Genomic DNA, 26,112 nt, shown 5'->3' on the forward strand with positions numbered 1-26,112 from the left:
CTTGCTCACTGAGCCTGTTTGGCGGAGTCAAGATGGACTTCGCCGGACGCTTACGCAACAACTCCATCCCCGCCACCCGCAACGAAGACTGGGGCTTCTGGGGCACAATGGGCAGGCACGTCAGCATCGCGTGGCCCTTGGCCATGCGCGCCGTCGCCACCGCCACGGGCGAGGATTTCGACACTGTCCGCGCCTTCCTCGACAGTCGCTACGGACGCCACTTCGCGGACGAAGTCCACAACGGCCTCTACGACGGCAAGGCTGTGCAGGACGCCATCGACGCCGCCACGCAGAAATGGATGGGCTGGACGATTGGCCGGATGACCAGCAGCCAATACGGCATCCCGCGCGGGTTGCCTTACCTCACGGGCTTCGTGATCCAGAGCGGCATCGACGCGCAAGCGGAGGCCGCCTGACCATGAACGAGACCACGACGCAGACCAACACCATCGAAAGCAAACGCGACGCCCTGCGCTGGTTCATCGACAACCGCCGCGAGGACGTGTCCTTCGAGCAGGCCATCAAGCAACTGCGCTTTGCGATGTACGGCGACCGCAAGGCGCAGGCGATGCTCAACGAGATCGCCGCCGCACAGGCTCACTGAATTTCCGCAGGCTGTGCCGCGCACGTGGCCTTCTTGCCGGTGTAGTCCTCCCAACGCCGGACGATCACGTCGACATACTTCGGATCGAGTTCGATCAGGCGCGCAACGCGCCCGGATTTCTCGGCGGCGATCAGCGTCGTGCCGGAACCCCCGAAGGGATCGAGCACCACGTTGCCCGGACGGCTGGAATTGCGCAGCGCGCGTTCCACCAACTCCACCGGCTTCATCGTTGGATGCAGGTCGTTCTTCTGCGGCTTCTTGATCTGCCACACATCGCCCTGATCGCGGTCACCGCACCAGTGACGCTCGCCGCCCTCCGGCCATCCGTACAGGATCGGTTCGTACTGGCGCTGGTAGTCGGCGCGACCCAGTGTGAAGGTGTTCTTCGCCCAGATGATGAAGGTCGACCAGTGGCCGCCCGCCGCACGAAAGGCCGATTGCAGCGTGTCCAGTTCGCTGGACGACATCGCCACGTAAACCGCGCCACGGCAGTGGGCGACCATCGGCGTCAGCGCCGCCAGCAGGAAATCGTAAAACCCGTCGCCGAGGTTGTCGTTCAAGATCGCGCGATCCTTGCCACGCATCTTGTCCTTCGCGCTGTTGGCGTAGTTGACGTTGTACGGCGGGTCGGTGAACACCATGTCCACGGCCTCGCCATCGAGCAACGCCGCGTAGCTAGCGGCCACGGTCGCATCGCCGCACAGCAGCCGGTGCGGGCCGAGCTGCCAGACATCGCCGGGTCGTGACACCGGCGTCTCGCCGACCTCCGGCACCGCGTCCTCATCGGTCTGGCCAACGTTTTCCGGCTCGTCGCCCGCCAGCAGTTCGGCCAGCGCGTCGGCGTCGAAGCCGGTCAGATCGAGGTCGAAGCCTTCGTCCTGCAAGCCTTCCAGTTCGACGCGCAGCAATTCCTCATCCCATCTAGCGTTCTCGGCGATGCGGTTGTCGGCAATCACCAGCGCGCGTCGCTGCGTCGGCGTCAGGTGATCGAGCACGACCACGGGCACCGCGTCGAGGCCGAGCTTCTGCGCGGCTGCCAATCGTCCGTGACCGGCGACGATTACGCCGTCGCTGCCCGCGAGGATGGGATTGGTGAAGCCGAACTCCGCGATGCTGGCGGCGATCTGCGCCACCTGTGCATCCGAATGCGTGCGGGCGTTGCGGGCATAGGGCACGAGCTTGGCGGTCGGCCACTGCTCGATCTTGTCGGCCAGCCACTTCATGCCGCCACCTCCACTTCACGTTCGGCGGCGACGTCATCGAAGCTCTGGCCGGTGGACAGCAGCGTGATGGCGACCTCGGGATGGTTCTGCCGAAAGCGCCGGAGGGCGACATCGACATACTCCGGCGCGATCTCGACCGAGCGGCACACGCGCCCGGTGCGCTGCGCGGCCAGCATCGTGCTGCCGCTGCCGCCGAACGGTTCGAACACCACGTCGCCCTCGTCGGTGAAGGCCTCGATGACGAACTGCGGCAGCGCGACCGGGAACACGGCGGGATGGTCGATGCCTTCGCCGATCTTTCCCTTGTGGCGCATGACGCGGATCACCGAATCGGGGATGCGCCTGTCCTGCGTCGGCTGGCCAGCGTGTGTCCAGCCGTTGACCTCGCCACCCTTGCCGCGCATCGCCGTGGACGAGCCGTCGGCGCGCAGGTGCGTTTCCTGCCCGGCGAACTTGCAGGGCACGATCTTGTTCGGCTTGCGGCTGGCGCGGTTGAAATGGAACACGAACTCGAAGCTGGGCGCGAGACGGCCCTGCCAGTCGCCGGGCATTCCCGGCCACTGATCCCAGACATACCAGCCGAAGCGCCGCCAACCCTGCGTGCGCATCCAACCCAGCCACACCTCCCAATACGGGACGAACTCGTTGTCGCGGTGGATCAGGCCGAGGTTGACCAGCACCTGGCCGTCGTCGGCCACCGGCAGGCGCGCGAACACGCCGCGCATCAGGCCATCCCAATCGGCGATGCCGCCGGAGGTGTAGTCGCGCTGGTTGCCGTAGGGCGGCGACGTGAAGCAGAGCGCGGCGGTGTCGCCCGCCATCAAGGTGGCGACCACGTCGGCATTGGAGGCGTCGCCGCAGATCAGGCGATGCGCGCCGATGGCCCAGACGTCGCCCGTGCGGGATACCGGCGTGGCCGGAGCATCGGGCACTTCGTCGGCATCGTCCGCCGCGTCGTCGTCCTGTGCTTCGGCATCCGAGGCGGCCTCGTCCGCGAGCAGCGATTCCAGTTCGGTGGCGTCGAGGCCGGTGAGCGCGAGGTCGAAGCCGACCTCGGACAGCTCGGCCAGCTCCAGCACCAGCATCTCCTCGTCCCAGCCCGCGTCCAGCGCGAGCCGGTTGTCGGCGATGACGTAGGCGCGCTTCTGCGCCGGGGTCAGGTGCGCCAGTTCGATGACCGGCACGTCCGCCAGTTCCAGCTTGCGCGCGGCGGCCAGACGCCCGTGGCCCGCGATGATGCCGTTGTCGCCATCGACGAGGATCGGGTTCGTCCAGCCGTACTCGACGATGCTGGCCGCGATCTTGGCAATCTGCGCGTCATTGTGCGTGCGCGGATTGCGGGCGTAGGGGATCAGCGTCTCGACCTTGCGGTACTCGACGTTCAAGGGGTTCAAGGTTTCGGGTTCCGAAAAAACGAAACCCGCCGACGGACGATGCCGTGGGCGGGTTGGAGTGAAGGGTGCGAACTGGGGGGGTGCGAACCTGCGAACCGTGCGAACCTCGGTTCGCACCCTGACGCTAGGAAAGCGTCGCGCTCGCGCCCCCCGCATGGGATTTTCCGCAGGAAGGGCCCATTTCGCCTCGGGAGCGTGGCTTTCGAGCGACTGTCGCCTTGCTGCCACTGCTCCTCATCATGGATCGAATCCTACCCTCGAACCGGCTGATTTGTTGCACGCTCAAAAACCGATGATGCCCGCTGACACGCTCGCATTGCCGACCACGCGCGCCAAATCACGCTAGATCACTACGCGGCAACGACGCCATTGAGTTGGTCGGTGACCGTCTGCAAGGCGCGCTGCCAGCGCCGCCATGCCGTCGTGCGGTCACAGGCGAAGCGGATGGTGATGTCGCGCCAGCCGTAGCGCTTGGCGCGCATCCACACGAGGTGGCGCTGCTCGACCTCCAGCCACTGCACCCACTTCATCGTCTCCAGCATCCGCTCGATGGCGTCCGGCGTCGGAGGAAACGGTCGATAGACCGTCTCGTCAGCCGCGAAGGCCTCCCACTCTTTGCGCACGATGATCGGCCAGGTGTTGAAGTAGCCCTGCACGCGCACGGGCGGCAGGCGTCGTCCGGTGCTGGCCGCCTCCTCGAAGCGCGCGGCCACGTCTTCGATTGTCCAAGCAGCGCGATGGTCAGCCATGACGTGCGCCTCCCTGTCCGTAGAGACGTTCGCCGATGCGACGGATGAACTCCCGCTCGATGAAGTCGAGGCGTTCGTCGGCGGCGTTGACGACGAGGATGTGCTGGTCGCGCCAGCCACGTTGCTTCATTGCCTCGAGGTCGGTGGACTCGGGTTGCATCCGTCCCAAGGGGCAGCGATAGATGGGCGTGGGAATCTTCATCTCACGCCTCCTGTTCGAGATCGTGCTGCGCGATGGCCCAGTGCAGCAGCGCCAGTGCGTCGGCTTCGTTGTCGTCGGACGGCGAGTGGCCGCGCGCACGGACGGATGCGATCACGTCCTCCTTGCCCGCGTTGCCCTTGCCGGTGGCGTGCTTCTTGATCGTGCCGACCGGCACGCCCTGGTATGGGATCTGGTGGTGCTCGCACCACGCGGTGAGCGTGGCGAGGAAGCCGCCGTAGGCGTGCGCCGCATCGGTCGAGACGTGGCGGCGCACCTCCTCGAAGTGCAGCACGTCGATGCCGCCGGTCACGGCCTTCAGTTCCGTGAGCCAACGCTTGAAGCGCAGGAAGCGCATGCCGCCGCCTTCGAAGCGTTGCGGCCGGAAGCTCTCGCTGCCGCTGGTGATGTTGCCGTCGCTGCCGCGCAGTGCCCAGCCGGTGGTGGTGCCCAAGTCGAGGGCGAGGATGGTCGTGGTCATGGTTGCAGTCCTTGTTTCGATTCGGACTGACGGATCGGACGGATCACATCGAAACTCCCCATGAGGTGCGTGTGCGCGCACGCGCGCGTAGGAGTTACGACGTAGTCCGTCAAATCCGTCAGTCGGGTGTGTCGGCATGGTGGTCAGTTGTCGGCATAAGGGTTGTAAGCGGCCGTGGGCGGATGCTTGAGGCCGACACCACGGAAGCCGCGCAGGCCCGCCGTGTTGCGCCACTTCTCGACGCCACGGGTGATGAGCAGATCGGAGAACCGCTTCTGCGAGCCGATGAACTCGCCAGCGGAATCGGCCCATTGCTTCCAGTCGTTGAACAGTTCGGCGGTCAGCGACTTCGCGTTGGCCTCGCGCACGCAGCGTTCGTCGAGCCAGCGGCCCAGTGCGTCCTCGGCCTCGAAATACTCCTCGGTCGCTTCGAGCACCTGCTGCGGCGGATCGAGCCGACCCAGACGCTGCCAGTCCAGACAGCCCTGAACCGCCCACGCCAAGATGCCGTCGCGCTCGGCCAAGAGCTTCTGCTGGAGATGCTTGTCGCGGCGCTCGGGCGGCACGGTGATCGTGAACGGGATCAGGTGCAGCCGCCGCTTCATCGCTTCGTCGATGTTGCGGATGGCGGGCTTGTGGTTGCCCGCCACGACCAGCTTGAACTGCGGGAAGAATTCGAAGAAGTCCTGCCGCATGAAGCGCGCGGAGATCTTGTCGCCGCCGGTGAGGTTCTTGACCTTCGATTCGGCCCAGCGCCGCCCTTGCTCGGTTTCGATGGCAGACACGAAGCGCGCGCCGCGCAAGCCCGCCATGTCGGTCGGGTGCCGGTCGGTGCGCGTTTCCATGAACGTGTCCATCGGCGCGTTGGTCGCGTAGTCGCCGAGGATCGTGGCCAGCGTGTTGACGAATACCGACTTGCCGTTCGCGCCCGTGCCGTACAGGAAAAACAGCGCGTGCTCCTGTGTCGAGCCGGTGAGCGTGTAGCCCGCCATCCGTTGCAGGTAGGCTTGCAGCTCGGTGTCGCCGCCGGTGATTTCGACGAGGAACTGCCGCCAGATCGGGCAGTCGCCACCCGGCGTGGCCGTGGTGATTTTGGTCATCCGGTCGGCGCGGTCGTGCGCACGCTGCCGGCCGGTCTTGAGATCGACCACGCCGCCGGGCGTGTTGAGCAGCCACGGATCGGCGTCCCATTCGGCGGTGGTGGCCGCGTGCCTGCGATCCGCACGCGCCAGCCGTTCGACGCCGCCGACCGTGCCCGAGCTGGCCAGCTTGGCGGCGATCTTGGGGTTGTCGGCGTGGACGGCGGCGTGACGGCACACGCTGCGGATCAGGTCGGTGGCCGCGAGCGTGTCCTCGGTGCGCCAGCGATGTCCGTCCCACACCAGCCAGCGGCCCCACGCGGCGACGTAGCGCCAGTCGCGGTGGTAGCGCCGGGTGAAGGCCAGCGCCAGCGCATCCTCCGTGCCCCACACCGATTCGTCGCTGCTGACCACCGGCTCGGCGTCGTCGGCGACGTCGTGCATCTGGAGACGCGGGCCGTGGGTGAGGAAGGCCGCGACGTCGAAGCCCTCCATCACGGCGTCCGCCGCGTCCCAGCCGTCCGCCGCTTCCTCGGGCGGGTACAGGATGTGGCAACTCTTCGCGCCCGCCGACAGGATGGCTTGCGCCGCTTGCGTCGCGTACTCCCAACCCGGTTTGTCGCGGTCGGGCCAGATCAGCACGGCCTTGCCTGCCAGCGGCGACCAGTCGGTCTTCTCGACCGGCGCGTTTGCGCCGTGCATCGCCGTGGTCGCAACGATGTCTGCGTCGATCAGCGCCTGTGCGCATTTCTCGCCCTCGACCAGCACCACCAGCGATGCGCTGGTCATGCCCGGCTGGTTGTAGAGCGGGCGCGGATCGGGCGGAGCCATCTTGCGACGGCGCGCGTCCCACGGGCGGAACTCCTTCTTGCGGCCGGGCGGGTCGTAGCGGTAGACGACTGCGATCAGCTTGCCGGAGGCATCGAGGTAGTCCCACTTCGCGGTGGCCGGGCCGAGGTCGTCGACGGGTGCTTCCTTCTTCGATTTGCGCGCCGGTGTCGCCGGAGCGCGTCCGAGCAGTTCGGTCGCCGCGTCGAGCACGCGCGGGAAATCGGCGTGGGCATCGATGCCGAGGTGCGCGGCGATCAGCGTGAAGATGTCGCCGCCGTCGCCGGTGGCTCGATCCGTCCACAAGCCTGCCTTGTCGCCGTCGAGCACGATCTCCAGGCTGTCGCCCGGGCTGCCGAGTACGTCGCCGGTGAGGAACTTGCCGCCGCGCTTTCTGCCTGCGGGGAACAGCGCGGCCAGCACTGAATCCAGCCGCGCGAGCAGTTCGGCGCGGATCGCTTCGCGTTCGGCGTCGAGGTCACGAGGAACAGGGGTCTGCGTGTCGTTGAAATCAAGCATCCGCAGCCTCCTCGCCGGAGGGCTGCTGCGCGACGATCCACGCTTCCAGTTCGTTGGGCTTGAAGCGGACGAGCTTGCCGACGCGGTAGTGCGGAATGCGGCGCTGCTGGCGTTCCTTGGCCTGCGAGAGCCAGTACGACGGCAAGTTGAACATCAGCGCGGCTTGGCGCACGTCGATCAGTTGCTCGCCAAGCACTTGATTCAAGAGTGTGTTGTTCATGTCGGTGTCCTCCAGCAGCGGTCTTGCCACGCGCACATGCGGCACTCGAAATGGGTGGGGTCGTTGAAGCTGCGCGGCAGCAGTTCACCGGCTTCGGTCGCAGTGATGACCTTGACCGCGCGGTCGGTCATGCGCTGCGCGAGCGCGCCATCGAACGGCACCAGCTCGACGTAGATCTCCATCGAGTCGGCGTTGATCGCGGTGAACAGCGCCGGGTGCTCGTGCAGTTGCAGGTGCGCCTGATAGAGCGCGACCTGCGCCGCGTACACCGGCTTGGCCACCGCGAGGCCTTTCGTCTCCAGTTCGCGCCACGACTTCGCGCCGAGGCATTTGTTCTCCCACAGCGCGGGATAGCGGAAGCCTTCCGGCCCGCCGACGATCACGCCATCGACGTGACCGCGCAGCCGACCATGCGCGTCGGAGAAGCCGAACTGCCCGCCGTCGGGCTTGCGCGTGCGCAGGTCGAAGCCCGCGTCGCGCAGCCACGCCACCATGCAGTCCTCCATCACGTGGCCGCGTTCGAAGATGCGCAGCATCCGGCCTTCGGTGTCGCGCCCGTGATCCACGGGAGCTTGGGCGTACTCGAACTGCAAGGCGCGCTCGCAGGCCGCGCCCAGACGCGACGCGCCGAGGTAGTCGCGCGCGGGCTGCTGCGCGCGCACGCGCTGCAGCCCGGCATCGACCAGCGCGGTGACCTGACCCGAGATGCTCGATGAGGAGTTGAAGTCGATCATGGCTTCTTCCCCTTCGGTTCTTCCCAAGGCAGGTCGTCCTCCAGATCGGCGAAGGGATTGGCCATCGGGTCGGGCGTCGGAGCCATGCCTCGCACGGGCGGGAACTTGGTCGCCTCGTGGTGCTCGACCATCGCCTCCGTGTAGCAGGTGACGATGGCGTCGATGACGCAGAGCGCCTCGGCTTCCGCATAGTCGCCCAGGGGCTTGCCGAAGCCGATCTCGCCTGCCGCCTCGCCGAAGGCCTTGAGGCACTTGCGCATCGCGGCCAGTTCGACATCAGACGGATCGATCATGGCGACCTCCCCAATGCCGACGCGACCTTCCTTCGCGCGCGTCCAGTTGCCGTAGAGCATGTGGAAGGCATCCTGACAGCGGCGCGAGCAGAACACCCAATCGATCACGTAGCGGCGCGGATCGGCGGTCTTGAACCGGCCATCGGTGTGGCCGTAGCCGCGCGCCTGTCGTTTGCAGACCCAGCATTTCATTCGCCTCCCTCACTGCGCCCACGCGGGCTTGCCGGTCACCGGCGCGCGCTGCGGCGCGGCGGGCGTAGCGGTAGCGGCGTAGGACGACGGCGTAACCTGTGCCGGAGCGCCCGAAGTACCGCCGCCGGTCTTGGCCTTGGGCGGCACGCCCATGAGCTTGGCGTACTCGGGGTGGTCGGGTTCGACCGCGAGCTTGATGACGTTGCGATCCAGACCCTTGGCGTCCTTCTCGATATCCACGCGGGCGAGGAACTCGATGCCGTCCAGTTCATGGAAGCCCTGGATGCGGCGCGCGGCGGCGGCGTGCGGGCTGTTGTCCTGCGGATGGACGTTGCGCGCGCTGTTGAGCGCGGCGCGGATGAAGCTGCGTCCCATCCGGCCCCAGGTCGGGCCCTTCTTCGAATACAGGCCGATGTTCGACCACATCTTGCGTTTGGCATGCTCGCCGCCGGTGACGACGAACTCGGCGGCGAGGTAGATTGCGCCGGTCTCGAAGGATTCGGTGGCGTAGCCGCCGACCCAGCCCTGGGCCGGATCGTCGTGGCCACCGGGCTTGATGGTCATGCGCACCGGCACCAGCGTGCCCTTGGGGATGAGGTCGAAGCCCTGTTGCTGTTCGGCGTCGTTGAAGTCGTTCCAGTTACTGGTCATGGCGATTACTCCTGAGATTCGTGGGATGCGGGAATGGCGGAATGGGCTGCGGAGCTGGCGGGCATGGCGGCGCCCGCGCACTTGGCGATCAGCGCGTTCAAGTCCGGCGGTTCGAGCAGATCGAGACGACCGCTGCGGTCTTTGGCCGGGTAGCCGAAGGGATTGACGGTGTGGGTGACGAAGGCGCGGTAGGCGCTGCCGTCCTCGGCCTTGATCTCGGCCAGCGTCACGACCTCGTCGACGATGCCGGGCAGTTCGAGGCTGGTCTTGCTGCCCTCGATCTGCGGCACGAATACCTTGCGGTTGTAGTCGTCGAGCCGTTCGTCGAGGATGGCGACGAAGACCACGTTCTTGCCGCGCGCGTGTTGCAGGTGGGTCAAGGCGCTGACCATTTCCTGCCCGAGCAGGCCGTAGGCACCGCGCATGTCCGGCTTGCCGGTGCGGTCGCTGGTGGCACCCGGTTGCGTCTTGCACCACGCGAAGCACTGGCGCGAGAGCTGCGTGATCGAGTCGAGGAAGAAGGTGTGGTAGCGGTCGAGCTGCGCCGGATCGCCGAACTTCTCGACGACGTGGTCGTAGTGCGCTTGCGAGAACGCGGCGTCCGGCGGCAGCGACTTGTCGGGCCCGGCGAGGAACACGAAGAAGTCGCGCGACTCCGGCCACGACGCCGGACGGATGGTGTCGCCCGGCCAGTCGGCCACGGCGAGGTCTCCCGCCTCGATGTCGAGGAACAGCGTGGTCGCCGGGTCGAGGTCTTTGAGCCGGGTGGTCTTGCCGATGCCAGACTTGCCGAGCATCAGAAGCTTGACGCCCTTGCGCTCGGCCATGCGCTGCTGCGCGGAGATGATCGGGAGGGACATCACGCCACCTCCTTCAGCTCGTCGGCGACGGCGGGATTCCAGAGAATCTGGTAGCCGCTGTGGCCATTACGCGAGTACGGCATGGCTTCGGCCCACGCTTCACCGGCCTCGGTCAGTTCCCATTCGTCGCGGTCGTTGCGCAACTGGAAGCCGCCCGCCGCCAGCAACTGGTTCGTGGCCTTGGCCGAGCGGTTGAGCAGCTTGCCGAGCTGGGTGGCGTTGAGCGAGCAGATCGGCTCGTTGGCGGCAGCGCTTTTGGCTGGAAGGGCGCGGCGCAGCACCTCTGTGATGAGGCCAGTGTTCTCCTGAATGCAGGTCAACGTCGCCGCCATCGCAATGCCGGTCTTGACGCCCGGCACCTTGGCGACCGCCTCTCCGATCAGGAGGATCGCGCTCACGCGGTCGTGGGTCGGCGCGGGCAAGGCCGCCAGCGTGCCGGGTGCGGCATACGCGCCGGTCTTGCGGATCGCGGGCAGCACCTCGCCAGTCACCCACCGCTTGAAGCGTTTCGCGGCGTCCTTCGTGCTGCCGAGGATCAGGGCGTAGAGGCCGGATTCGTTGACGTGGTTGGCGCGCTGCGTGCGACCAAGGTTGTCGATGACCTCCAATTTCTGGAGATCATCGGCATCGACGTGAGACTTGATTGCCTGAGACGGGTTGCTCATCTCCAGCGCATCGCAGACGTCGCTGGCGTTGAACCACGGCAGGCCTGCGTCGTCGACCTGCACGCGCACGGCGTGCGTCTCGAACAGGAAGGGAATGATCGCGCTCATGATCAGCCCTCCCACGCGATGTCGGCGATGCGGTCGGCCCCGCGCGCGGCGCGCTTGCGCGCCTCGGTGTGGAGTTCCTCCAGTGCGGTGCGGCGGCGGCCGAGCGCCAGGGCTTCGGCGTTGGCGGTCTGGATGGCGAAGGCCAGTTCGTCCACCGTGGCCGCGTCGAGCGTGACGACGACGTCGTGGCCATCGGCGCCGCGATAGCGGATGTCGTCGGGAAGGTGTTCGCCGTAGATGGACGGCAGCTGCTTGCGCAGCGAAGCGATGAAGCTGGTGCTCATGATCAGTGCTCCGAATCGAGGGAAAGGGTGAAGGACGGCTTGCCGGAATCCACGGTGCGAGCGGCGGCGAACTGCTGCTGGAGCGCCGGAGGCCAGTTCGTGAAGCGGGATTCGGAGACGGACAACTTGATGTCGAGGTAGCCCTCGACCTTCTCGCCCGAGGCCACGATGCGCTCGGCGATTTCTGCCAGTTGCTTCTGATCCCAACTGACCTTCTTGGGCAGCTCGAACTTGATGCGCAGCGGGCCGTCGTCGATGTGCGCGGTGCCGAAATCGCGGCCCGAATCGCGCAGTGCCGTGCGGGCCTGCTCGCCGTAGGCGGCATCGAGCGCCGCATCGAACTTGGTGCGCGCCTTCTTGAGCCAGTCGAGGGCTTCGTCGAGGTTCTTGTCGATCTCGGCCTTCTGCGCGGCGGGCAGCGCCGCCAACTGGCTGACGGACATCGCGGCGATGTCGGCGGGAAAGAGGGTGATGTCGTTCATGGCATCGCTCCTCAGACCGCCGCGCGTTCGGACGTCGAGTCGTGCAGCGCCTGGCGCTCGAACTCGATGACCGCGTCCACGGGATAGCCGACGCGCTTGGACAACTTCAGGTAGCGCGGGCCGCGGCCTTCGCTGCGCCAGCGCTGGAGGGTCTTGGGGCTGACGCCCCACCGCTGCGCCAGTTCGTTTTCGTTGAGCACCCGGCGGTCGCCGGGTGAGAGGCTGTTGATCGCCTGATGCGGCGACCGGGGGATGGTGCTGGCTGGTGTCTGCATGGAATGCTCCTGTGACGTTGTTGAGGAACAGGTGTCATTCCAAACTTCGGGTGGCGAACCTTTAAGGGACGCAATGGCGAACCACGCGGGAACTTCGGGTTCGCCAATCCGCCGGCGTGCAAACGCAGACGGCGAGCACATGGCTCGCCGTCATCGGGGAAATCGGGGGGTATGGATTTAGGCTTCGGGGAAGCCCAGCAGCCGACGCTGCTGGGCCCAGTCGCGGGGCAGCAGGGCCTGGCGGCCACGCAGCGTGTGCAGATTCAGATGCCGGGGCTGGCGGCCCTCGAAGATCGCCTCGACGATGTCCGGTGCCAGCATGGTCATGCGCAGCACCTCGGCCGCCCAGCCTGGCTCCAGTTTCAGCGCGCGCGCCAGGTCGGCGGTCGTCGGATAGACACCTTCGTCGATCAGCCGCTTCCAGTAGAACGCCTTGCCGAGCGTCTTGATCATCGGCACGTCGAAGCCGCCCACTGCGGCGGTGGCGTCCGGCGCAGGCGGGATCAGCAGTTTGCGGTTCTGGCGGCGCTTGATCGTCAGCGGTACCAGCGTGACGCGCTGGCCGTCGCTCACATAGCTGCGGGCATCGGCTCCGACCTCGATGCGGACGGTGAGCTTGCGCGGATTGGTCTCGGTGCTCATGCCAGTGTTTCCTCGGCCTGTTCGCGGGATTCCTCGACCAACGGATGCGCGCCGATGTCGGCACCGAATCCGAGCCAACCGTCCTCGCGCCAAACGATGTCCAGCCCATGCCCGTGCAGTTGCACCCGTTCGATCAGCAGCCGCGTGATGCGCTGCTGCTCTGCAGGGAACAACTGCGCCCACACGTCGCCGATGCGCTGCATCGCCACCACCACCTGCGCTTCGTCGAGCGTGCTACCTGCAGGATGCTGCTGACAGGCACGCCAGACCGCGATCAGCATCTGCGGAGCCGACAGTGCCGCGTGGATTTGCGCCAGCACCGCGTTCTCGATCTCGGCGGCGGGCAGATGACCCACGTCCGACGCACCGGGCGACAGGCTCGCGCCCGCGTTGCGCCGCTTGTGCAGGTAGGGAACGTAGTAGCGATACTGCCGTCCGTTCTTCTTTTTGACGAAGGAGTGCAGCATGCGCTGCCCGTCGGGCGCGAACAGCAGGCCCGCCAGCAGCGCCGGATGCTTGGCGGCGTGCTCGCGCGGCGCTTGCTTGCGCCGTTCGATGAAGGCATGCGCCGCGTCCCACAAACCTTGCGGCACGATCGCTTCGTGCTGCGCGGGATACCAGGTGCCGTGGTTGCGGATTTCCCCCAGGTAGATGCGGTTGCGCAGCATCGAGAAGAGGTACTGCTGGTCGATGGTGCGGCCCGAGCGTTCGCGCCCGGTCTGCGTCACCCACGCCTTGGTGGTATGGCCTTCGATGTCCAGTTCGCGCACCAGCCGCGCCGCCGAGCCATGCTCGGCGTAGCGCCGGAAGATGTCGCGCACCAGCGCCGCCTCGCGTTCGTTGACGACGAGCTTGCGCTCGACCACGTCGTAGCCCAAGGGCGGGATGCCGCCCATCCACATGCCTTTGGCCTTGCTGGCGGCGATCTTGTCGCGGATGCGCTCGCCGGTGACTTCGCGCTCGAACTGCGCGAAGGACAGCAGGATGTTGAGCGTCAGCCGCCCCATCGAGGTCGTCGTGTTGAACTGCTGGGTGACGGAGACGAAGGACACGCCGTTGCGGTCGAACACCTCGACCAGCTTGGCGAAGTCCGGCAGGCTGCGCGTGAGGCGGTCGATTTTGTAGACGACCACGGTGTCGATCTTCCCGGCCTCGATGTCGACCATCAGGCGGCGCAAGGCGGGACGATCCATGTTGCCGCCGGAGTAGCCGCCGTCGTCGTAGCCATCGCAGACGGCGATCCAGCCTTCGTGTCGCTGACTGGCGATGAAGGCTAGGCCAGCGTCGCGCTGCGCTTCGAGACTGTTGTATTCCTGATCCAGCCCTTCGTCAGTGGATTTGCGGGTGTAGACAGCGCAACGCTTCTTCGGCGTGACCGTCGGCATCGGATTGGCGCGCGGCGAACTCATGCCGTCACCTTCTTCGACGCGGGCGATTTGAGGCCGAAGAACACCGGGCCAGACCAATGGCTGCCGGTGATGTGGCCTGCAATCGCGGACAGGCTCTTGAAGCGTTGCCCCTGGTACTCGAAGTCGCCCGTGCCGCGCACCAGCACGCGATGCTCGACGTCGTCGTAGATGCGCGTGAGGATGGTGCCGGGCAGCAGGCGTTGACTGTCGCCGCGCAGTTGCTTGGGCAAGATGCCGGTTTCGCCGACCTCTTCGAGCTTCTTGCGCAGCGAGGGTTTCAGGCCGCCGAAAGCGCGCTCCTGAATCCGGTAGGCCAGTCGGCTCTCCAGCCAACCGCGATGATGGTGGCCGGGTCGCTCGTCGAAATGCTCGTCCCACAGTTTCCAGAGATCATCCATCGAGAGATGGGGAAGCCCGGCGACCTGGGCGGCGACCGAGGTGGTGGTGGATGGTGCGTGTGCCGTCATGAGCGAACTCCGTTGTTGTGATCGGGGTTCGCATTCACGCGCTGTTGGCCGGGGAAGCCAAGGCAAACGCGCTCGCTGTTTTCGGTGGTGTCGCGTGACGGACGTGCGCGCAGGCGCAACAGCGCCGCGGCCAGCAAGTCGGCGATTTCCTGCTGCGGGTGCCGAGGATGGTCAGACGGCGGGGAAATGGAGATGGGTTCGAGTTCGGACATGGCAGGCGTTTCGATGGAAAACGCTGCTCATGCTATTAACCGAGGGCACTTCGCGTAACGTGATTTAGCGGGTGTGAGCGGGGCTGGCGCTATGCTTGTTTGGGCCGATACCAAGCCGCGCGCTGGCCGCCCACATCACGATATCGAAGCTCGAACAGGCGAGATTCGTGCACGACCTGCCGCCAACTGCTGCAGCCGTACTTGGCGGGCAGGTGTTCGGGGAGCCGCTCTGCGATCCAGCGTCCTGCCGAGGCAACCGGCGTCCAGCCATCGACGGCCAATTCAGCGGTGGCTTCCCGGAGTGCGCGCACGATCCCTGCGGCATGCCAATCCACCGAACCATCCGGCGCGATGCCGTGGATCACCAGATCGTGAAAGGCATCGGACTGGGCGAATTCCGCCGCCAAACGTCGGGCCTGATCCATGTGCTCGGCCCAGCCCCGCAGTTGCTCGAAGTGCTGATCGATGCGACCGTAGGCGACCGTCAGGGTGTCATGCGCGCCACGGCATCCGTCAAGGCTCCAAAGGTCGTGCTGGTCGATGAAATGGTGCACCAGGTTGTTCCGTAGCAGCACCAGTTCCTTCAAGTCATTCTGCGTCCTGTCGTAATCCTCGGCCGACATGCGCAGGCTCATCTTTACCTTGAACGAGATGATGTCGTCGCGTGCATCGGGCTCGGAAGCATCCTCCACCTCGTCGCTGGTGACATACGAACCGAGGAGTGTGCTGACCAAGGTGCCCAGCGTTTTGCTGGCGGCATCCGCGATGCGCTGCTCTTGATTCGACGCCAGCGGTGATCCAGCAGCCGAGATTTCGTGGTGGGCCACGATGGCTTTCATCAACTTCTCGTACTGCTGCAGACGCAGCAGGCAGCGCCCCAGCAATCGCTGAACCTCACGTTGCTGCATCGGCAGCGCGTCATCGGCGGGCAATGTCGTCATGTATGGATCGACCGCGATTACCGATCAGACGTCGATGGGCGACGTCTTCCAGACATCCTGCGCCAAAGTGATCAGCAGCCCGTGGCGAGCCTCGATGGCCTTGGCGTCCCAAGCAGGAAACGCCTTCAGCTTCTCGTTGATTCTGGATATCGACGTGTTCTGCCCGACGCTGGTCAGTTCAACCAGGCTTCGGGTCAGATAGTTGCCGCTCTTTCGGTACTCCGCCTGCTTCGCCGTGTAGAAATCGTTGCCCGCGACGATGTTGATGGGCTTCTCCAGCAAGGTCAGGTTGCCAAGACGGTTCTTGCAATCGTCGTAACCGGCACCCGAATTCTCGGCGCCCCACTTGCCGCGCAGTTCCTCTTTCGGGTTGTCGGGCAGGATGTGTTCGATCTCCAGCTTGGTGAACGGCTCCAAGCTGCCCGGCGTCTTCAAGCCGCTGAAAGCCATCTCGACGTGCTGCGTCAGTCGCGCCAGCAAATAGCGCGTGCGGTACTGCTGCATCGAATACAGCGTGAAGCGCCGCAGCGCATCGACCAGCTCCTGCGACTTCCCGGCCATATTTGTGTCGAAACGGTCGGCGATGAAGGCATTGAGCTGTACCTTCTGCTTGACTGGGTCGGTAGCGGCGGCAATCGCGCGCAGCTCGTCAGCCCATTGGGAGAAGCTGCGCTCCAGATCTTTGGTCGGCGTCTTGGTGAAGATGTAGTAGAAGAGAAAGCTCTCCAACTGCGCCACGAAGTGGTCGAACAGCGGCTTCGGGAAATTGGCCGCAGCCAAGAGCAGGACGTAGTGCAAACTGAAGGCACCGCCCGCCAGTCGCTTGAGGCTGTCCATCGCAAGGCTGGGCTTGCCGTCGTTGCCCCGCCCGTTCGAGAACGCGAGATAGTGCTCGACGTTGCGGATGACCTTGCGGACGAACTCGAAGGGCTTGTTGGCGTAGTCGCACAGCGCCGCGTTGTCCTTGTCCACGAACCAGTCGTAGATTTCGTCCTCGCGCACCACGGCGTCGCCACGGTCGTTCTTGATGACGTAGTTCGCCATCAGGAAGTAGCGCAGAAAGCGCAGTGGCTTTTCCTTTTCCTTCTCCAACGGCTTGGTGATCTTCTTCCACTCGTCCTTTAGCTGGGTGAACTGCGCCTGCTTCACCTGCGTGAACAACAGGTTCTTGAGCAAGTCCATCGGGTTGAGACCGACGCCTCGCTCGTTGATGGTCTCGAAAATCTTCAGGGCGCTGCTCACGTCCGTGGAGATCTGGATGAACACCACGTTGTTGGCCAGATAGCCCCAATACTTCTTCAACTTGGCCGCGCTGTCGTAGTTGTCCTTCAGGTAGCGGTACAGCGTGCTGTAGGCGTTGACCAAGTTCTCCAGCGAGCCGAAGCTGGCGATGCCTGCCGACTGAATGCCCGCACGCACGGTCTGCGGGTCGGCGTCGAGTTCCACCAGCTTGGTGATGACCTCTCCCGCGTTCTCATAGCGCGGTTCCAGCTTCAAGCTGGTTCGTGTTTCCCCGTCGCCATCCGTATAGCTGGTCGAGATCAGGCCGCTGACGGTCTGCCGCTGCGGCTCACCCTGAAACATATGCTTGAGGGCGCAAAGCAGAAGGAAGAACGTGGTCAGGCGCTGCTGGCCGTCGATCACCTCGTAGTGGTTCTTCTGGTCAGTCGGCGACACCAGCACGGTGCCGATGAAGTATTCCCGCGTCGTCCCCGCATCGATCTGCTCGCCGATGTCTTCGAGCAACTGATGCACTTCCTTATCCGTCCAGACGTACTCGCGCTGGTAATCCGGCACGATATAGAAGCACTCCCTGAAGGCTTCCTCGATGCTGTATTTGTGATTTTCGATGCGGGCCATTTTCTTTTTCCTGATTCGTTCAAAACTATCGCTGATCCGGCAACTGCCCGTTCGAGACGAACTGATCGTAGCTGTCGAAACTCTCACCGTCCTGCCATGACCGATCCCATGCGCGCGGCTCTGCGCTTTCAAGCAGTAGCAGCGTGAGGATGCGATCACGGGCGCCGTAGCTGTGTTTGAACTCGCGCAGCTTCATGTGCTGCGCTTCCTCCGGACACCAGATCGCGGCGGACATCTCCGTGCCATCCCATTCCTGATCGACGCTGGCGTTGGCGGCCAGCGTGCCCGGCAGCGGTTCCTGCGGATCGGCGTTGCGCCGGATGCGCGCCCGCGTCTTGACGGCGCTGCTGCTACGCCATTCGTACTTCACGTAGCCGTTGTCCCAATAGACGAGGATCGCGCGCTGCGTGGTGAACTTGATGAAGCGGATGCACAGCGCCTCGAACGAAACCTGAAACCGCTTGGCGATGGCGCCGAGGACGTGCAGGTCGATGCGCTGGTTCGAAATCCAGTCGCGCAGCAGATCGCCGGGCATCAGCAGGTTGCTGGCGAAGTCGTCGGCTTCGCGTTCGATGGCGCGGATGGTGTCGACGCCGGAGTAGACGCTTTCCTTGTCGCAGTTGAAGCTCTGCTGCTGGCCGCGATGGAGGATGAAGTGGCCCAGCTCATGGGCGATGGTGAAGCGCCGGCGCTCGGGGCTGGCCTTGCCGTTGTAGAAGATGCCCCACTCGGCCGCATTCTTCGGGTTGCGCACCAGCATGCCTTCGCAACTATCGACGTCGAGCACCATCGGCGCTTTGATCTCCCGGACGCCCGTGCCGTAGGGCGTGCCAGGCAGCATCTGCCGGACGATCTCCAGATCGATGGCGTCGGGCATGCCCGTGCTGTACCACGCCCGCAACCACTTCTGGACGGTATTGGCGGCAATGGAGCCAGTGAGGGTCTGCGCTGCGCTCAATCCTCAGTCCCCGCCCTGGCCCTTGTCGGGGAACATGATCTTGAGCGCCTGGCGGTAGCGATCTTTTTCCTCGTCCGTCATCCCGGCGTACTCGCGGAAGAAAGCCACGTCCTCGGGACTGGCTTCGGGTGCCTGCTGCATGGGTGTACCCATCACATCCTCCATCGTCACGCCGAGCACTTGAGCGATCTTCTGAATCCGCTCGGCGGTGGGGCGCTGCCCATCCTTCATTTCCAGTTCCCAGATGTACGCCTTGGTGCAGCCGACTGCGTCGGCGACCTGTTGCAGGGTCAACTTCTTCGCCTCGCGCAAGCGCCGCAGGCGCGCTCCAAACGCCGAAGCCATGGCGATGCTCCTGTAATGGCTAAACAGCCAGTGAATGAATCAAGGCTCGAAGTATAGCCGTGAGATACATAAAAGGTCTAGATGTGCCCCGTTGATTGACAAGCGGAAATCTGCGGTTCAGAATCGCGCTTGTATCTCGTCACTTTACTTACGCGAGATACGTGTTCAGTAACCCTGTCGCTGGCCCGTGCAGCCCGTACATCGGTCGCAGACCTCCGACGCCGATCCAGAAAGGACAAACAAGATGAAGAAAACCTTTGTCGACGTGATGCTCGAGCTGCCGGTGGATGCCACGCTGCGCGACTTCCTGACCACGCATGGCCTGCCGGTGCCCGACGGGTTCGCGTGGGACGACACGCCGGAGACCAGCCAGTTCTTGGTGGAGGCGGTCAAGGTGTGGCCCGACACCGCAGCCCGCGACCAGATGATCGCCAACCTCATGGCCGCCGTCCAACTGGGCGACGTAGCGGGCAAGCAGGCGATGTTCGAGGCCGTGGTAGCGGACGGTGCCGCGCTGGCGGGCCTGACCCTGTGCCGCAGCGACGTCCATCGCTCGTTCTGGCTGTACGTCAACCACCCGACGCTGTTCGAGCGCGCCTACGACTTCAGCTTCTGGGAGCACCACGGGCCGCAGACCCAGCAATACGATCTGGGCCTGAAGCGCCAGCCAAACGGTTCGGACGCCAACCTGGCCGCGCTGCGCCACGCCATCTCGGCCTTCTACAAGCGCGAGATGCAGTGCGGCGACAGCAGCGTGGCGCACGTGGTCGAGCGCAGCCCCGGCGTGTTCCTGCTCACTGTCCACGTCAAGGACATGGCCATGCTGCGGCTGGAGTTCGAGGGTTCGGCCCTGAAGCGCCGCGTTGGCAATCCCAACATCCACATGGTGTTGGAGTACGCCAAGTCCACCGGCGTGGTGCGCACGCTGGTGCGCGGCGGCCAGAAATACCAGCAGATGCTGGTCGAGGCCTTCGCCGAGCATGTGCTGGGCGTCAAGGCGAGCGCGCACCGGATCAAGTCGCCGACGCTGAATTTGTCGATGCTGCGCACCGGCTTCGACGTGCCGGAAGCGTTCGAGGACGGTTTCTCGATGGTGCAACTGAAGGCGCTCACGCTCCTCAGCCCGGACGCCGCGCTGAAGATCGAGTGCACTGCGATGCAGTCCAGCCAGCAACGCTCGGTGCATGAGCTGCTGAAGGAGAAGCTGCCCGGCCCGCTGGAAGGCAACTGGGCGGTGACGGCGGCGCAGATCAATCTCTACTATCCGCCCGAGCCGGGCCGCACGCGTGCCAAGGTGGTCACCATTGAGGTGACCAGCAAGGGGCGTCTGAACCTGCACAAGTTCGACGCCAAGATGCAGGCGCAGCTGGAAGGCTATCTGGTCTCGGTGGGCATCTTGCAGAAGGGCCAGACCCTGAGCGCGCAGGAACTTCCGCCGGAGGCCGACGCGATCAGTTCCTCCTCGGCGTTCGAGGACTGATCGATGGCGGCGCACGATGCCTGGGCCTTGGTCTGCCGTCTGTTCGCGGGCGGCACGCCCGTGCTGCGCAACACGCTGTCGCCGCGCGACGCCGCCGCACTGTCCGTCCTCGGCAAGGCCGTCAAGCCGACGGTCGTCGATCAGTCGTTCGTCCTCTGTCCTCATTGTCAGCAGCATCGGGCGCAGGTCTGGGGCGATGGTCGCGGCGGCCGCATGTGTCGTTGCCCGGAGTGCGGGCCAGTCGCCGTCGAAGCGAACGATGGTGCCGCATTGGCCTTGGACGAGGACTGGTTGCGTCAGAAGATACGCCTTACGCTCGGTATCGAAAGCCGTGACGGCATCGATGATCTGGGCGGCGGCGTGTGGCGGCTCGGCGATGCTCGATGCTCGCCCGTTCTGCTGGCCCGCAATCTGGCGCGGGTGCTGCACGAACCCGCGCTGCTGGATCGTGTGCGCGTGGCGGGCGGCGACATCCGCGTGATCACGCCGAGGCCGCGCACGACGCGCGGGTCGCCCTTCGGCCCGGGCGTGGAATGGCTGGCGCTGGAGGAACGCTTCACGTTCTACGGCGGCGGGATCGCACTCGTCGGCACATCATTACCGTCCGCGCAACCGACGGTCGCCGATCCGGCCACGCCGGTGAACGGCCCGTTCTCGGCGGACTTCAAATGGGCGACGCTGCCTGACATCAGCAGCACGCCGATCCGATTCACCGACGGTCAGGCCAAGGTGTTCGAGGCGCTATGGTCGCTCAAGGGCGAGGCCACGACGGCGGAACGCATCATGCAGCGCGCGGGTCTGGACAGCGCCAAGCCGAGTGACCTGTTCAAGATCAAGGCGAAGGACAAGGGCAAGCCGGAGCCTGCGGCGCAACACGCCGCCTACGGCGCGCTCGTGGTCACGCAGAGGCGCGCAGGGCTGTATTCGATGCCGTGCGCGGCGGGCGCGGTGGACTCCCTACGCCAAACATCGGGAAAGGAGGTCTCCATGACGTGATCTCACCATCCGATGCGCCGAGGCTCGCGCCGACTTCAAGAGCCTGACCTTTTCAATTTTTTGGAGTGCTTGAAATGAGCGGAAAAAACCAATGGGTCGTACCCATCAACGGCGGCGATCGGTGGGGTGTGCGGGGAGAAGGCAATGACCGTCTCACCTCCATCCATGACACGCAACAACAGGCGATTGACCGTGCGCGGGGCATCGCCATCAACCAGCAGAGCGAGATGTTCATCCAAGGGCGTGACGGCCAGATCCGTGAGCGCAACAGCTACGGTGACGATCCGTTCCCGCCCAAGGGCTGAACTGGAGGCTGGCCTCGCGGGTTTGTCGTTCTGCTTTGCCCGTGCAAACCCGCGAACCAACCATTCCCGTCGACACACGCACAAGTGGTTGATGAACAACGCCGTCTGCGAGTGCCACGGCGAAGAAGTTGGCGCAGGTTTCGAGAGAAGATAGGGCGGAACAGGGGCGAACCGGGCGCGTCGTGGCGGTCGTGCGACCGGCTGGTGGCACCCGCAGAATGGCCGGGAACCCCGCGTGGTGTGCGGAATCCGCAAAGGAAAACGCCCAACCGAGAACGGTTGGGCGCTGAATAGTGGTGGAGAGGAGGAGGATCGAACTCCCGACCTCCGCATTGCGAACGCGGCGCTCTCCCAGCTGAGCTACCCCCCCACAACGAGCCACGTATTTTACAACGAACGGCGGCCGCGTGGCGCCCGGGCCCAGGCGCTCACATCAGCAGGTGCTCGCCGGCGTTGTCGCCGCCCAGGATGACGTAGTTCACCTTGCGGATGTCCATCAGGCGCTTGCCGCCGGCGTAGCTGATGGAGCTCTGCACGTCCTGCTCCATCTCCACCAGGGTGTCGGCCAGCCGGCCCTTGATGGGCTCCAGGATGCGCTTGCCCTCGACGTGGCGGTATTCGCCCTTGTTGAAGTCGCTGGCCGAGCCGTAGTACTCCTTGAAGAGCTGGCCGTCGACCTCCACGGTCTTGCCCGGCGACTCCTCGTGGCCGGCGAACAGCGAGCCGATCATCACCATCGTGGCGCCGAAGCGGATGCTCTTGGCGATGTCGCCGTGGTCGCGGATGCCGCCGTCGGCAATGATGGGCTTGGTCGCCACCCGCGCGCACCACTTGAGCGCCGAGAGCTGCCAGCCGCCGGTGCCGAAGCCGGTCTTGAGCTTGGTGATGCACACCTTGCCCGGGCCGATGCCGACCTTGGTGGCGTCGGCACCCCAGTTCTCCAGGTCGATCACCGCCTCGGGCGTGCCCACGTTGCCGGCGATGACGAAGGTCTGCGGCAGTTTCTGCTTGAGGTACGCGATCATGTTCTTCACGCTGTCGGCATGGCCGTGCGCGATGTCGATGGTCACGTACTCGGGGGCCAGGCCCTCGGCCACCAGCTGGTCCACCGTCTGGTAGTCGGCCGGCTTGACGCCCAGCGAGATGGAGGCGAACACGCCGGCCTCCTTCATGCGCCGCGTGAAGGCGATGTTGTCCAGGTCGAAGCGGTGCATCACGTAGAAGTAGCCGTTCTTCGCCAGCCACAGGCAGATGGACTCGTCCACCACCGTCTTCATGTTGGCCGGCACCACCGGCAGGCGGAAGCTGCGCCCGCCCAGCTCCACGCTGGCGTCGCATTCGGAGCGGCTTTCCACGCGGCACTTGCGCGGCAGCAGCAGGACGTTGTCGTAGTCGAAGATTTCCATGGCCAGGCTCTCCTTTGAGCGCAATGACGTCGTTGAACGGTTCGGAGGGATGAGCGCTTGGCTTGGCCGGCCTTGGTGCCGCGCCAGGGAAGGGCGGCCACAAAAAACCGGGCGCAAGAAAACTTGGGCCCGGTGATTGATTCTAGCGAGGCGTGTGCGCCGGCGGATTCTGCCGGCGGATATGGCCGCCATATGGGAAGGGCCATGGCCGATGCGCCGAAGACGCCCTGGGGCGACGGGATTTGATCCAGGTCATGCCGACCCGCGGCGTTGCCGTCCAGAATGCCTGCATCGGGCGGCCCGGCCGTGCCGGGCGCCGCCCGCCCGCAGCCCTGCTGCACATCCCCAAGGAAAGTACCTTCATGAAGCACTATCTCGTTGCCGCCCTCCTGGCCGTCGGTTCCGTGGCCGTCCATGCCGCCGACTGCGCCGTCACCGTCGAGAGCAATGACGCCATGCAGTTCGACAAGAAGGAGATCGTCGCGCCCAAGAGCTGCAAGACCTTCAACGTGCAGCTCAAGCACGTCGGCAAGCTGCCCAAGGCCGCGATGGGCCACAACTGGGTGCTGACGAAGACGGCCGACGTGCAGGCCGTGGCCAACGACGGCATCCCCGCCGGCCTGAACGCGCAGTACCTCAAGGCCGGCGATGCACGGGTGATCGCACACACCAAGGTGATCGGCGGCGGCGAGACCGATTCGGTCGCCGTGGACATGTCCAAGCTCAAGGCCGGCGAGTCCTACACCTTCTTCTGCTCCTTCCCGGGCCACTCCGGCATCATGAAGGGCACTTTCAAGATCGGCGCCTGAGCGCTTCCGGCCGCCGAGGCATGACCCGCGTTCCTACAATGCGGGCATGTCTCTTCCGGGCTTCGATGCCGGGCCCAGCGCGGCCGCTTCCTCCGCTTCTTCCTCCCCTCTGCTCGCCAACCTCAACGAGGAACAGCTGGCCGCGGTGACGCTGCCCGCGGGCAACGCGCTCATCCTCGCCGGCGCCGGCTCGGGCAAGACGCGGGTGCTGACCACGCGCATCGCCTGGCTGCTGTCCACCGGGCAGGTGTCGCCGGGCGGGGTGATGGCCGTCACCTTCACCAACAAGGCGGCCAAGGAGATGATGACGCGCCTGACGGCGATGCTGCCCGTCAACGTGCGCGGCATGTGGATCGGCACCTTCCACGGCCTGTGCAACCGCTTCCTGCGCGCGCACTGGAAGCTCGCCGGCCTGCCGCAGAGCTTCCAGATCCTCGACACGCAGGACCAGCTTTCGGCCATCAAGCGGCTGATGAAGCAGTTCAACGTCGACGACGAGCGCTTCCCGGCCAAGCAGACGCAGTGGTTCATCGCCGGCGCCAAGGAGGAGGGTCAGCGCCCGCGCGACATCCAGCCGCGCGGCGAGGAGGAGCGCAAGAAGGTCGAGCTCTACCAGCTCTACGAGGAGCAGTGCCAGCGCGAGGGCGTGGTGGACTTCGGCGAGCTGATGCTGCGCAGCTACGAGCTGCTGCGCGACAACGACCCGGTGCGCGAGCACTACCAGCGGCGCTTCCGCCACATCCTGATCGACGAGTTCCAGGACACCAACCGGCTGCAGTACGCGTGGATCAAGATGCTCTCGGGCAGCACCGACGAGCAGGGCCGCTTCCACCCCGGCGCCGGCAGCGTGCTGGCGGTGGGCGACGACGACCAGAGCATCTATGCCTTCCGCGGCGCGCGGGTGGGCAACATGAGCGACTTCGTGCGCGAGTTCGACGTCGCGCACCAGATCAAGCTGGAGCGCAACTACCGCAGCTTCAGCAACATCCTCGACTCGGCCAACGCGCTGATCAGCCACAACCGCCACCGCCTGGGCAAGAACCTGCGCACCGACCAGGGCCCCGGCGAGCCGGTGCGCGTGTACGAGGCGCCGAGCGACTTCGCCGAGGCGCAGTGGATGGTGGAGGAGATCCGCCAGCTGGTGCGCGACGACGTGCCGAGGAGCGAGATCGCCGTGCTCTACCGCAGCAACGCGCAGAGCCGGGTGATGGAGACGGCGCTGTTCAACGCCGCCGTGCCGTACCGCGTCTACGGCGGCCTGCGCTTCTTCGAGCGGGCCGAGATCAAGCATGCGCTGGCCTACCTGCGCCTCTTGGAGAACCCGGGCGACGACACCAGCTTCATGCGGGTGGTGAACTTCCCGCCGCGCGGCATCGGCGCGCGCAGCGTGGAGCAACTGCAGGATGCGGCGCGCGCCAGGGGCCTGTCGCTGTACGCCGCGGTGGAGGGCCTGAGCGGCCGCGCGGGCGCCAACCTGGCGGCCTTCGTCGCGAAGATCGACGTGCTGCGCGAGCAGACGCAGGGCCTGTCGCTCAAGGAGATCATCGAGCAGGTGCTGGATGCGAGCGGCCTGGTCGAGCACTACCGCGCCGACCGCGAGGGCGCCGATCGGCTGGAGAACCTGGAGGAGCTGGTCAACGCGGCCGAGAGCTTCGTCACGCAGGAGGGCTTCGGCCGCGACGCGGTGGCGCTGCCCGTGGACGAGCTGCGCCAGAGCCCGGCGAGCCAGGGCATCGACCCGTCGCGCCCGTTGATGGACGAGGCCCTGGTCCCCGATGCCGAAACCGGCGAGACGCTCAGTCCGCTGGCGGCATTCCTCACGCACGCGGCGCTCGAATCGGGCGACAACCAGGCGCAGGCCGGGCAGGACGCGGTGCAGCTGATGACCGTGCATGCCGCCAAGGGCCTGGAGTTCGACGTCGTCTTCATCAGCGGCCTGGAAGAGGGCCTGTTCCCCCACGAGAACGCGATGAGCGACTTCGACGGGCTGGAGGAGGAGCGCCGCCTGATGTATGTCGCCATCACCCGCGCACGCAAGCGGCTGTACCTCAGCCACTCGCAGACGCGGCTGCTGCACGGCCAGACGCGCTACAACGTCAAGAGCCGCTTCTTCGACGAGCTGCCGGAGGAGGCGCTGAAGTGGCTGACGCCGCGCAATGCGGGCTTCGGCCAGTTCGGCGCCGGCCCGGGTTCGATGGGCAGCCGGGCGTCGCGTGCCGGCTTCGACGGCGGCTACTTCTCCGGCGGCGCCGCGGCGGCGCCGGTGCCGCGGCAGGCGCAGACGCCGCAGGGCCTGCGCGTGGGCCAACAGGTGTTCCACACCAAGTTCGGCGAGGGCACGCTGCTGGCGCTGGAAGGCAGCGGCGACGACGCGCGCGCCAAGGTCCGCTTCAACCGGCACGGCGAGAAGTGGCTGGCGCTCTCTGTCGCCAAGCTCACGCC

31 protein-coding genes and 1 tRNA gene are annotated in these 26,112 nt (G+C 65.6%); 7 read left to right on the forward strand and 25 right to left on the reverse strand.

The window, feature by feature from the left end; all coding sequences use genetic code 11:
• The first annotated feature begins 32 nt into the window (after positions 1–32).
• Positions 33–416, forward strand: a complete 384-nt coding sequence (locus tag ACIY1X_RS10055) for a hypothetical protein (protein ID WP_399680265.1) — start codon at positions 33–35, stop codon at positions 414–416.
• Between the two features lie 2 nt (positions 417–418).
• Positions 419–604, forward strand: coding sequence for a hypothetical protein (locus ACIY1X_RS10060; protein ID WP_399680217.1), 186 nt, complete (start codon positions 419–421; stop codon positions 602–604).
• Here ACIY1X_RS10060 and ACIY1X_RS10065 read toward each other — a convergent pair.
• From ACIY1X_RS10065 to ACIY1X_RS10175, 23 genes are all read right to left on the reverse strand, one after another.
• The gene (locus ACIY1X_RS10065) at positions 598–1,827 is read right to left on the reverse strand and encodes a site-specific DNA-methyltransferase (protein WP_399680219.1); all 1,230 of its coding nucleotides are present in this window, start codon (positions 1,825–1,827) and stop codon (positions 598–600) included. The genes ACIY1X_RS10060 and ACIY1X_RS10065 overlap by 7 nt on opposite strands.
• Positions 1,824–3,221, reverse strand: a complete 1,398-nt coding sequence (locus tag ACIY1X_RS10070; protein ID WP_399680267.1) for a site-specific DNA-methyltransferase — start codon at positions 3,219–3,221, stop codon at positions 1,824–1,826. Before ACIY1X_RS10070 ends, ACIY1X_RS10065 begins: the two co-directional genes overlap by 4 nt.
• Positions 3,222–3,571: 350 nt before the next feature.
• The gene (locus ACIY1X_RS10075) at positions 3,572–3,970 is read right to left on the reverse strand and encodes a DUF6362 family protein (protein WP_399680220.1); all 399 of its coding nucleotides are present in this window, start codon (positions 3,968–3,970) and stop codon (positions 3,572–3,574) included.
• Positions 3,963–4,172, reverse strand: a complete 210-nt coding sequence (locus ACIY1X_RS10080; protein WP_399680222.1) for a hypothetical protein — start codon at positions 4,170–4,172, stop codon at positions 3,963–3,965. Before ACIY1X_RS10080 ends, ACIY1X_RS10075 begins: the two co-directional genes overlap by 8 nt.
• 1 nt (position 4,173) lies before the next feature.
• The gene (locus ACIY1X_RS10085) at positions 4,174–4,650 is read right to left on the reverse strand and encodes a crossover junction endodeoxyribonuclease RuvC (RefSeq protein ID WP_399680223.1); all 477 of its coding nucleotides are present in this window, start codon (positions 4,648–4,650) and stop codon (positions 4,174–4,176) included.
• A gap of 143 nt (positions 4,651–4,793) precedes the next feature.
• Positions 4,794–7,076, reverse strand: a complete 2,283-nt coding sequence (locus ACIY1X_RS10090; RefSeq protein WP_399680225.1) for a phage/plasmid primase, P4 family — start codon at positions 7,074–7,076, stop codon at positions 4,794–4,796.
• Complete coding sequence (locus ACIY1X_RS10095; protein ID WP_399680227.1) at positions 7,069–7,296, reverse strand: helix-turn-helix domain-containing protein; 228 nt, start codon at positions 7,294–7,296, stop codon at positions 7,069–7,071. The genes ACIY1X_RS10090 and ACIY1X_RS10095 overlap by 8 nt, the downstream gene beginning before the upstream one ends.
• On the reverse strand, positions 7,293–8,030 hold the full coding sequence (locus ACIY1X_RS10100; RefSeq protein WP_399680229.1) for a PD-(D/E)XK nuclease family protein: 738 nt from the start codon (positions 8,028–8,030) through the stop codon (positions 7,293–7,295). Before ACIY1X_RS10100 ends, ACIY1X_RS10095 begins: the two co-directional genes overlap by 4 nt.
• Positions 8,027–8,515, reverse strand: a complete 489-nt coding sequence (locus ACIY1X_RS10105) for a DUF6511 domain-containing protein (protein WP_399680231.1) — start codon at positions 8,513–8,515, stop codon at positions 8,027–8,029. The genes ACIY1X_RS10100 and ACIY1X_RS10105 overlap by 4 nt, the downstream gene beginning before the upstream one ends.
• A gap of 9 nt (positions 8,516–8,524) precedes the next feature.
• Positions 8,525–9,166: a hypothetical protein gene (locus ACIY1X_RS10110; RefSeq protein WP_399680232.1), complete on the reverse strand. Its 642-nt coding sequence runs from the start codon at positions 9,164–9,166 to the stop codon at positions 8,525–8,527.
• Between the two features lie 5 nt (positions 9,167–9,171).
• Positions 9,172–10,026, reverse strand: a complete 855-nt coding sequence (locus tag ACIY1X_RS10115; RefSeq protein ID WP_399680234.1) for an ATP-binding protein — start codon at positions 10,024–10,026, stop codon at positions 9,172–9,174.
• Positions 10,026–10,799 carry a Bro-N domain-containing protein gene (locus ACIY1X_RS10120; RefSeq protein ID WP_399680236.1) on the reverse strand — a complete coding sequence of 258 codons (774 nt, stop codon included), beginning with the start codon at positions 10,797–10,799 and terminating at the stop codon, positions 10,026–10,028. The genes ACIY1X_RS10115 and ACIY1X_RS10120 overlap by 1 nt, the downstream gene beginning before the upstream one ends.
• A gap of 2 nt (positions 10,800–10,801) precedes the next feature.
• Positions 10,802–11,083 carry a hypothetical protein gene (locus ACIY1X_RS10125; RefSeq protein ID WP_399680238.1) on the reverse strand — a complete coding sequence of 94 codons (282 nt, stop codon included), beginning with the start codon at positions 11,081–11,083 and terminating at the stop codon, positions 10,802–10,804.
• Positions 11,084–11,085: 2 nt separating this feature from the next.
• A complete protein-coding gene (locus tag ACIY1X_RS10130) occupies positions 11,086–11,565 on the reverse strand; it encodes a hypothetical protein (protein ID WP_399680239.1) in 480 nt (159 codons plus the stop codon).
• An 11-nt stretch (positions 11,566–11,576) separates the two neighbouring features.
• The gene (locus ACIY1X_RS10135; RefSeq protein WP_115075794.1) at positions 11,577–11,840 is read right to left on the reverse strand and encodes an AlpA family transcriptional regulator; all 264 of its coding nucleotides are present in this window, start codon (positions 11,838–11,840) and stop codon (positions 11,577–11,579) included.
• Between the two features lie 177 nt (positions 11,841–12,017).
• A complete protein-coding gene (locus ACIY1X_RS10140) occupies positions 12,018–12,482 on the reverse strand; it encodes a hypothetical protein (RefSeq protein WP_399680241.1) in 465 nt (154 codons plus the stop codon).
• Positions 12,479–13,891: a recombinase family protein gene (locus ACIY1X_RS10145; protein WP_399680243.1), complete on the reverse strand. Its 1,413-nt coding sequence runs from the start codon at positions 13,889–13,891 to the stop codon at positions 12,479–12,481. Before ACIY1X_RS10145 ends, ACIY1X_RS10140 begins: the two co-directional genes overlap by 4 nt.
• On the reverse strand, positions 13,888–14,358 hold the full coding sequence (locus ACIY1X_RS10150; protein ID WP_399680245.1) for a DUF2924 domain-containing protein: 471 nt from the start codon (positions 14,356–14,358) through the stop codon (positions 13,888–13,890). The genes ACIY1X_RS10145 and ACIY1X_RS10150 overlap by 4 nt, the downstream gene beginning before the upstream one ends.
• The gene (locus ACIY1X_RS10155; RefSeq protein ID WP_399680247.1) at positions 14,355–14,570 is read right to left on the reverse strand and encodes a hypothetical protein; all 216 of its coding nucleotides are present in this window, start codon (positions 14,568–14,570) and stop codon (positions 14,355–14,357) included. The genes ACIY1X_RS10150 and ACIY1X_RS10155 overlap by 4 nt, the downstream gene beginning before the upstream one ends.
• Before the next feature lie 89 nt (positions 14,571–14,659).
• Entirely contained in the window at positions 14,660–15,511 is an 852-nt protein-coding gene (locus ACIY1X_RS10160) for an OST-HTH/LOTUS domain-containing protein (RefSeq protein ID WP_399680249.1), read from the reverse strand.
• A gap of 24 nt (positions 15,512–15,535) precedes the next feature.
• On the reverse strand, positions 15,536–17,371 hold the full coding sequence (locus tag ACIY1X_RS10165) for a DUF262 domain-containing protein (RefSeq protein WP_399680251.1): 1,836 nt from the start codon (positions 17,369–17,371) through the stop codon (positions 15,536–15,538).
• Between the two features lie 25 nt (positions 17,372–17,396).
• Complete coding sequence (locus ACIY1X_RS10170; RefSeq protein ID WP_399680253.1) at positions 17,397–18,329, reverse strand: ImmA/IrrE family metallo-endopeptidase; 933 nt, start codon at positions 18,327–18,329, stop codon at positions 17,397–17,399.
• A gap of 3 nt (positions 18,330–18,332) precedes the next feature.
• A complete protein-coding gene (locus ACIY1X_RS10175) occupies positions 18,333–18,674 on the reverse strand; it encodes a helix-turn-helix transcriptional regulator (protein WP_115075800.1) in 342 nt (113 codons plus the stop codon).
• A 244-nt stretch (positions 18,675–18,918) separates the two neighbouring features.
• Between ACIY1X_RS10175 and ACIY1X_RS10180 the strand changes: the two genes are divergently transcribed.
• The 3 genes from ACIY1X_RS10180 to ACIY1X_RS10190 all read left to right on the forward strand — a co-directional run bounded on the left by ACIY1X_RS10180 (position 18,919) and on the right by ACIY1X_RS10190 (position 21,455).
• Complete coding sequence (locus tag ACIY1X_RS10180) at positions 18,919–20,154, forward strand: hypothetical protein (RefSeq protein WP_399680255.1); 1,236 nt, start codon at positions 18,919–18,921, stop codon at positions 20,152–20,154.
• A gap of 3 nt (positions 20,155–20,157) precedes the next feature.
• Complete coding sequence (locus tag ACIY1X_RS10185) at positions 20,158–21,150, forward strand: hypothetical protein (RefSeq protein ID WP_399680257.1); 993 nt, start codon at positions 20,158–20,160, stop codon at positions 21,148–21,150.
• A 74-nt stretch (positions 21,151–21,224) separates the two neighbouring features.
• Positions 21,225–21,455: a DUF2188 domain-containing protein gene (locus ACIY1X_RS10190; RefSeq protein WP_399680258.1), complete on the forward strand. Its 231-nt coding sequence runs from the start codon at positions 21,225–21,227 to the stop codon at positions 21,453–21,455.
• Positions 21,456–21,749: 294 nt separating this feature from the next.
• On the opposite strand, the gene ACIY1X_RS10195 is transcribed toward ACIY1X_RS10190, so the two are convergent.
• A tRNA-Ala gene (locus tag ACIY1X_RS10195) sits at positions 21,750–21,825 on the reverse strand.
• A 58-nt stretch (positions 21,826–21,883) separates the two neighbouring features.
• Positions 21,884–22,861, reverse strand: a complete 978-nt coding sequence (locus tag ACIY1X_RS10200; RefSeq protein ID WP_399680260.1) for a GMP reductase — start codon at positions 22,859–22,861, stop codon at positions 21,884–21,886.
• 362 nt (positions 22,862–23,223) lie between these two features.
• On the opposite strand from ACIY1X_RS10200, the gene azu reads away from it, so the two are divergent.
• Positions 23,224–23,670 (forward strand): azurin, encoded by a 447-nt coding sequence (gene azu / locus ACIY1X_RS10205; protein ID WP_399680262.1) that lies wholly within the window; start codon positions 23,224–23,226, stop codon positions 23,668–23,670.
• A gap of 46 nt (positions 23,671–23,716) precedes the next feature.
• On the forward strand, positions 23,717–26,112 hold a 2,396-nt coding region (locus ACIY1X_RS10210; RefSeq protein ID WP_399680264.1), incomplete at its 3' end, for a UvrD-helicase domain-containing protein.

Origin of the sequence: Xenophilus sp. (genome assembly GCF_044462705.1) — a bacterium.
GTDB classification, from domain to species: Bacteria; Pseudomonadota; Gammaproteobacteria; order Burkholderiales; family Burkholderiaceae_C; genus Xenophilus; species Xenophilus azovorans.

Coding starts and splice junctions, on each gene's coding strand:
- ACIY1X_RS10055 (WP_399680265.1), top strand. CDS start 33: ATGGACTTCGCCGGACGCTTACGCAACAACTCCATCCCCGCCACCCGC.
- ACIY1X_RS10060 (WP_399680217.1), top strand. CDS start 419: ATGAACGAGACCACGACGCAGACCAACACCATCGAAAGCAAACGCGAC.
- ACIY1X_RS10065 (WP_399680219.1), bottom strand. CDS start 1,827: ATGAAGTGGCTGGCCGACAAGATCGAGCAGTGGCCGACCGCCAAGCTC.
- ACIY1X_RS10075 (WP_399680220.1), bottom strand. CDS start 3,970: ATGGCTGACCATCGCGCTGCTTGGACAATCGAAGACGTGGCCGCGCGC.
- ACIY1X_RS10080 (WP_399680222.1), bottom strand. CDS start 4,172: ATGAAGATTCCCACGCCCATCTATCGCTGCCCCTTGGGACGGATGCAA.
- ACIY1X_RS10085 (WP_399680223.1), bottom strand. CDS start 4,650: ATGACCACGACCATCCTCGCCCTCGACTTGGGCACCACCACCGGCTGG.
- ACIY1X_RS10090 (WP_399680225.1), bottom strand. CDS start 7,076: ATGCTTGATTTCAACGACACGCAGACCCCTGTTCCTCGTGACCTCGAC.
- ACIY1X_RS10095 (WP_399680227.1), bottom strand. CDS start 7,296: ATGAACAACACACTCTTGAATCAAGTGCTTGGCGAGCAACTGATCGAC.
- ACIY1X_RS10100 (WP_399680229.1), bottom strand. CDS start 8,030: ATGATCGACTTCAACTCCTCATCGAGCATCTCGGGTCAGGTCACCGCG.
- ACIY1X_RS10105 (WP_399680231.1), bottom strand. CDS start 8,515: ATGAAATGCTGGGTCTGCAAACGACAGGCGCGCGGCTACGGCCACACC.
- ACIY1X_RS10110 (WP_399680232.1), bottom strand. CDS start 9,166: ATGACCAGTAACTGGAACGACTTCAACGACGCCGAACAGCAACAGGGC.
- ACIY1X_RS10115 (WP_399680234.1), bottom strand. CDS start 10,026: ATGTCCCTCCCGATCATCTCCGCGCAGCAGCGCATGGCCGAGCGCAAG.
- ACIY1X_RS10120 (WP_399680236.1), bottom strand. CDS start 10,799: ATGAGCGCGATCATTCCCTTCCTGTTCGAGACGCACGCCGTGCGCGTG.
- ACIY1X_RS10125 (WP_399680238.1), bottom strand. CDS start 11,083: ATGAGCACCAGCTTCATCGCTTCGCTGCGCAAGCAGCTGCCGTCCATC.
- ACIY1X_RS10130 (WP_399680239.1), bottom strand. CDS start 11,565: ATGAACGACATCACCCTCTTTCCCGCCGACATCGCCGCGATGTCCGTC.
- ACIY1X_RS10135 (WP_115075794.1), bottom strand. CDS start 11,840: ATGCAGACACCAGCCAGCACCATCCCCCGGTCGCCGCATCAGGCGATC.
- ACIY1X_RS10140 (WP_399680241.1), bottom strand. CDS start 12,482: ATGAGCACCGAGACCAATCCGCGCAAGCTCACCGTCCGCATCGAGGTC.
- ACIY1X_RS10145 (WP_399680243.1), bottom strand. CDS start 13,891: ATGAGTTCGCCGCGCGCCAATCCGATGCCGACGGTCACGCCGAAGAAG.
- ACIY1X_RS10150 (WP_399680245.1), bottom strand. CDS start 14,358: ATGACGGCACACGCACCATCCACCACCACCTCGGTCGCCGCCCAGGTC.
- ACIY1X_RS10155 (WP_399680247.1), bottom strand. CDS start 14,570: ATGTCCGAACTCGAACCCATCTCCATTTCCCCGCCGTCTGACCATCCT.
- ACIY1X_RS10160 (WP_399680249.1), bottom strand. CDS start 15,511: ATGACGACATTGCCCGCCGATGACGCGCTGCCGATGCAGCAACGTGAG.
- ACIY1X_RS10165 (WP_399680251.1), bottom strand. CDS start 17,371: ATGGCCCGCATCGAAAATCACAAATACAGCATCGAGGAAGCCTTCAGG.
- ACIY1X_RS10175 (WP_115075800.1), bottom strand. CDS start 18,674: ATGGCTTCGGCGTTTGGAGCGCGCCTGCGGCGCTTGCGCGAGGCGAAG.
- ACIY1X_RS10180 (WP_399680255.1), top strand. CDS start 18,919: ATGAAGAAAACCTTTGTCGACGTGATGCTCGAGCTGCCGGTGGATGCC.
- ACIY1X_RS10185 (WP_399680257.1), top strand. CDS start 20,158: ATGGCGGCGCACGATGCCTGGGCCTTGGTCTGCCGTCTGTTCGCGGGC.
- ACIY1X_RS10190 (WP_399680258.1), top strand. CDS start 21,225: ATGAGCGGAAAAAACCAATGGGTCGTACCCATCAACGGCGGCGATCGG.
- ACIY1X_RS10200 (WP_399680260.1), bottom strand. CDS start 22,861: ATGGAAATCTTCGACTACGACAACGTCCTGCTGCTGCCGCGCAAGTGC.
- azu (WP_399680262.1), top strand. CDS start 23,224: ATGAAGCACTATCTCGTTGCCGCCCTCCTGGCCGTCGGTTCCGTGGCC.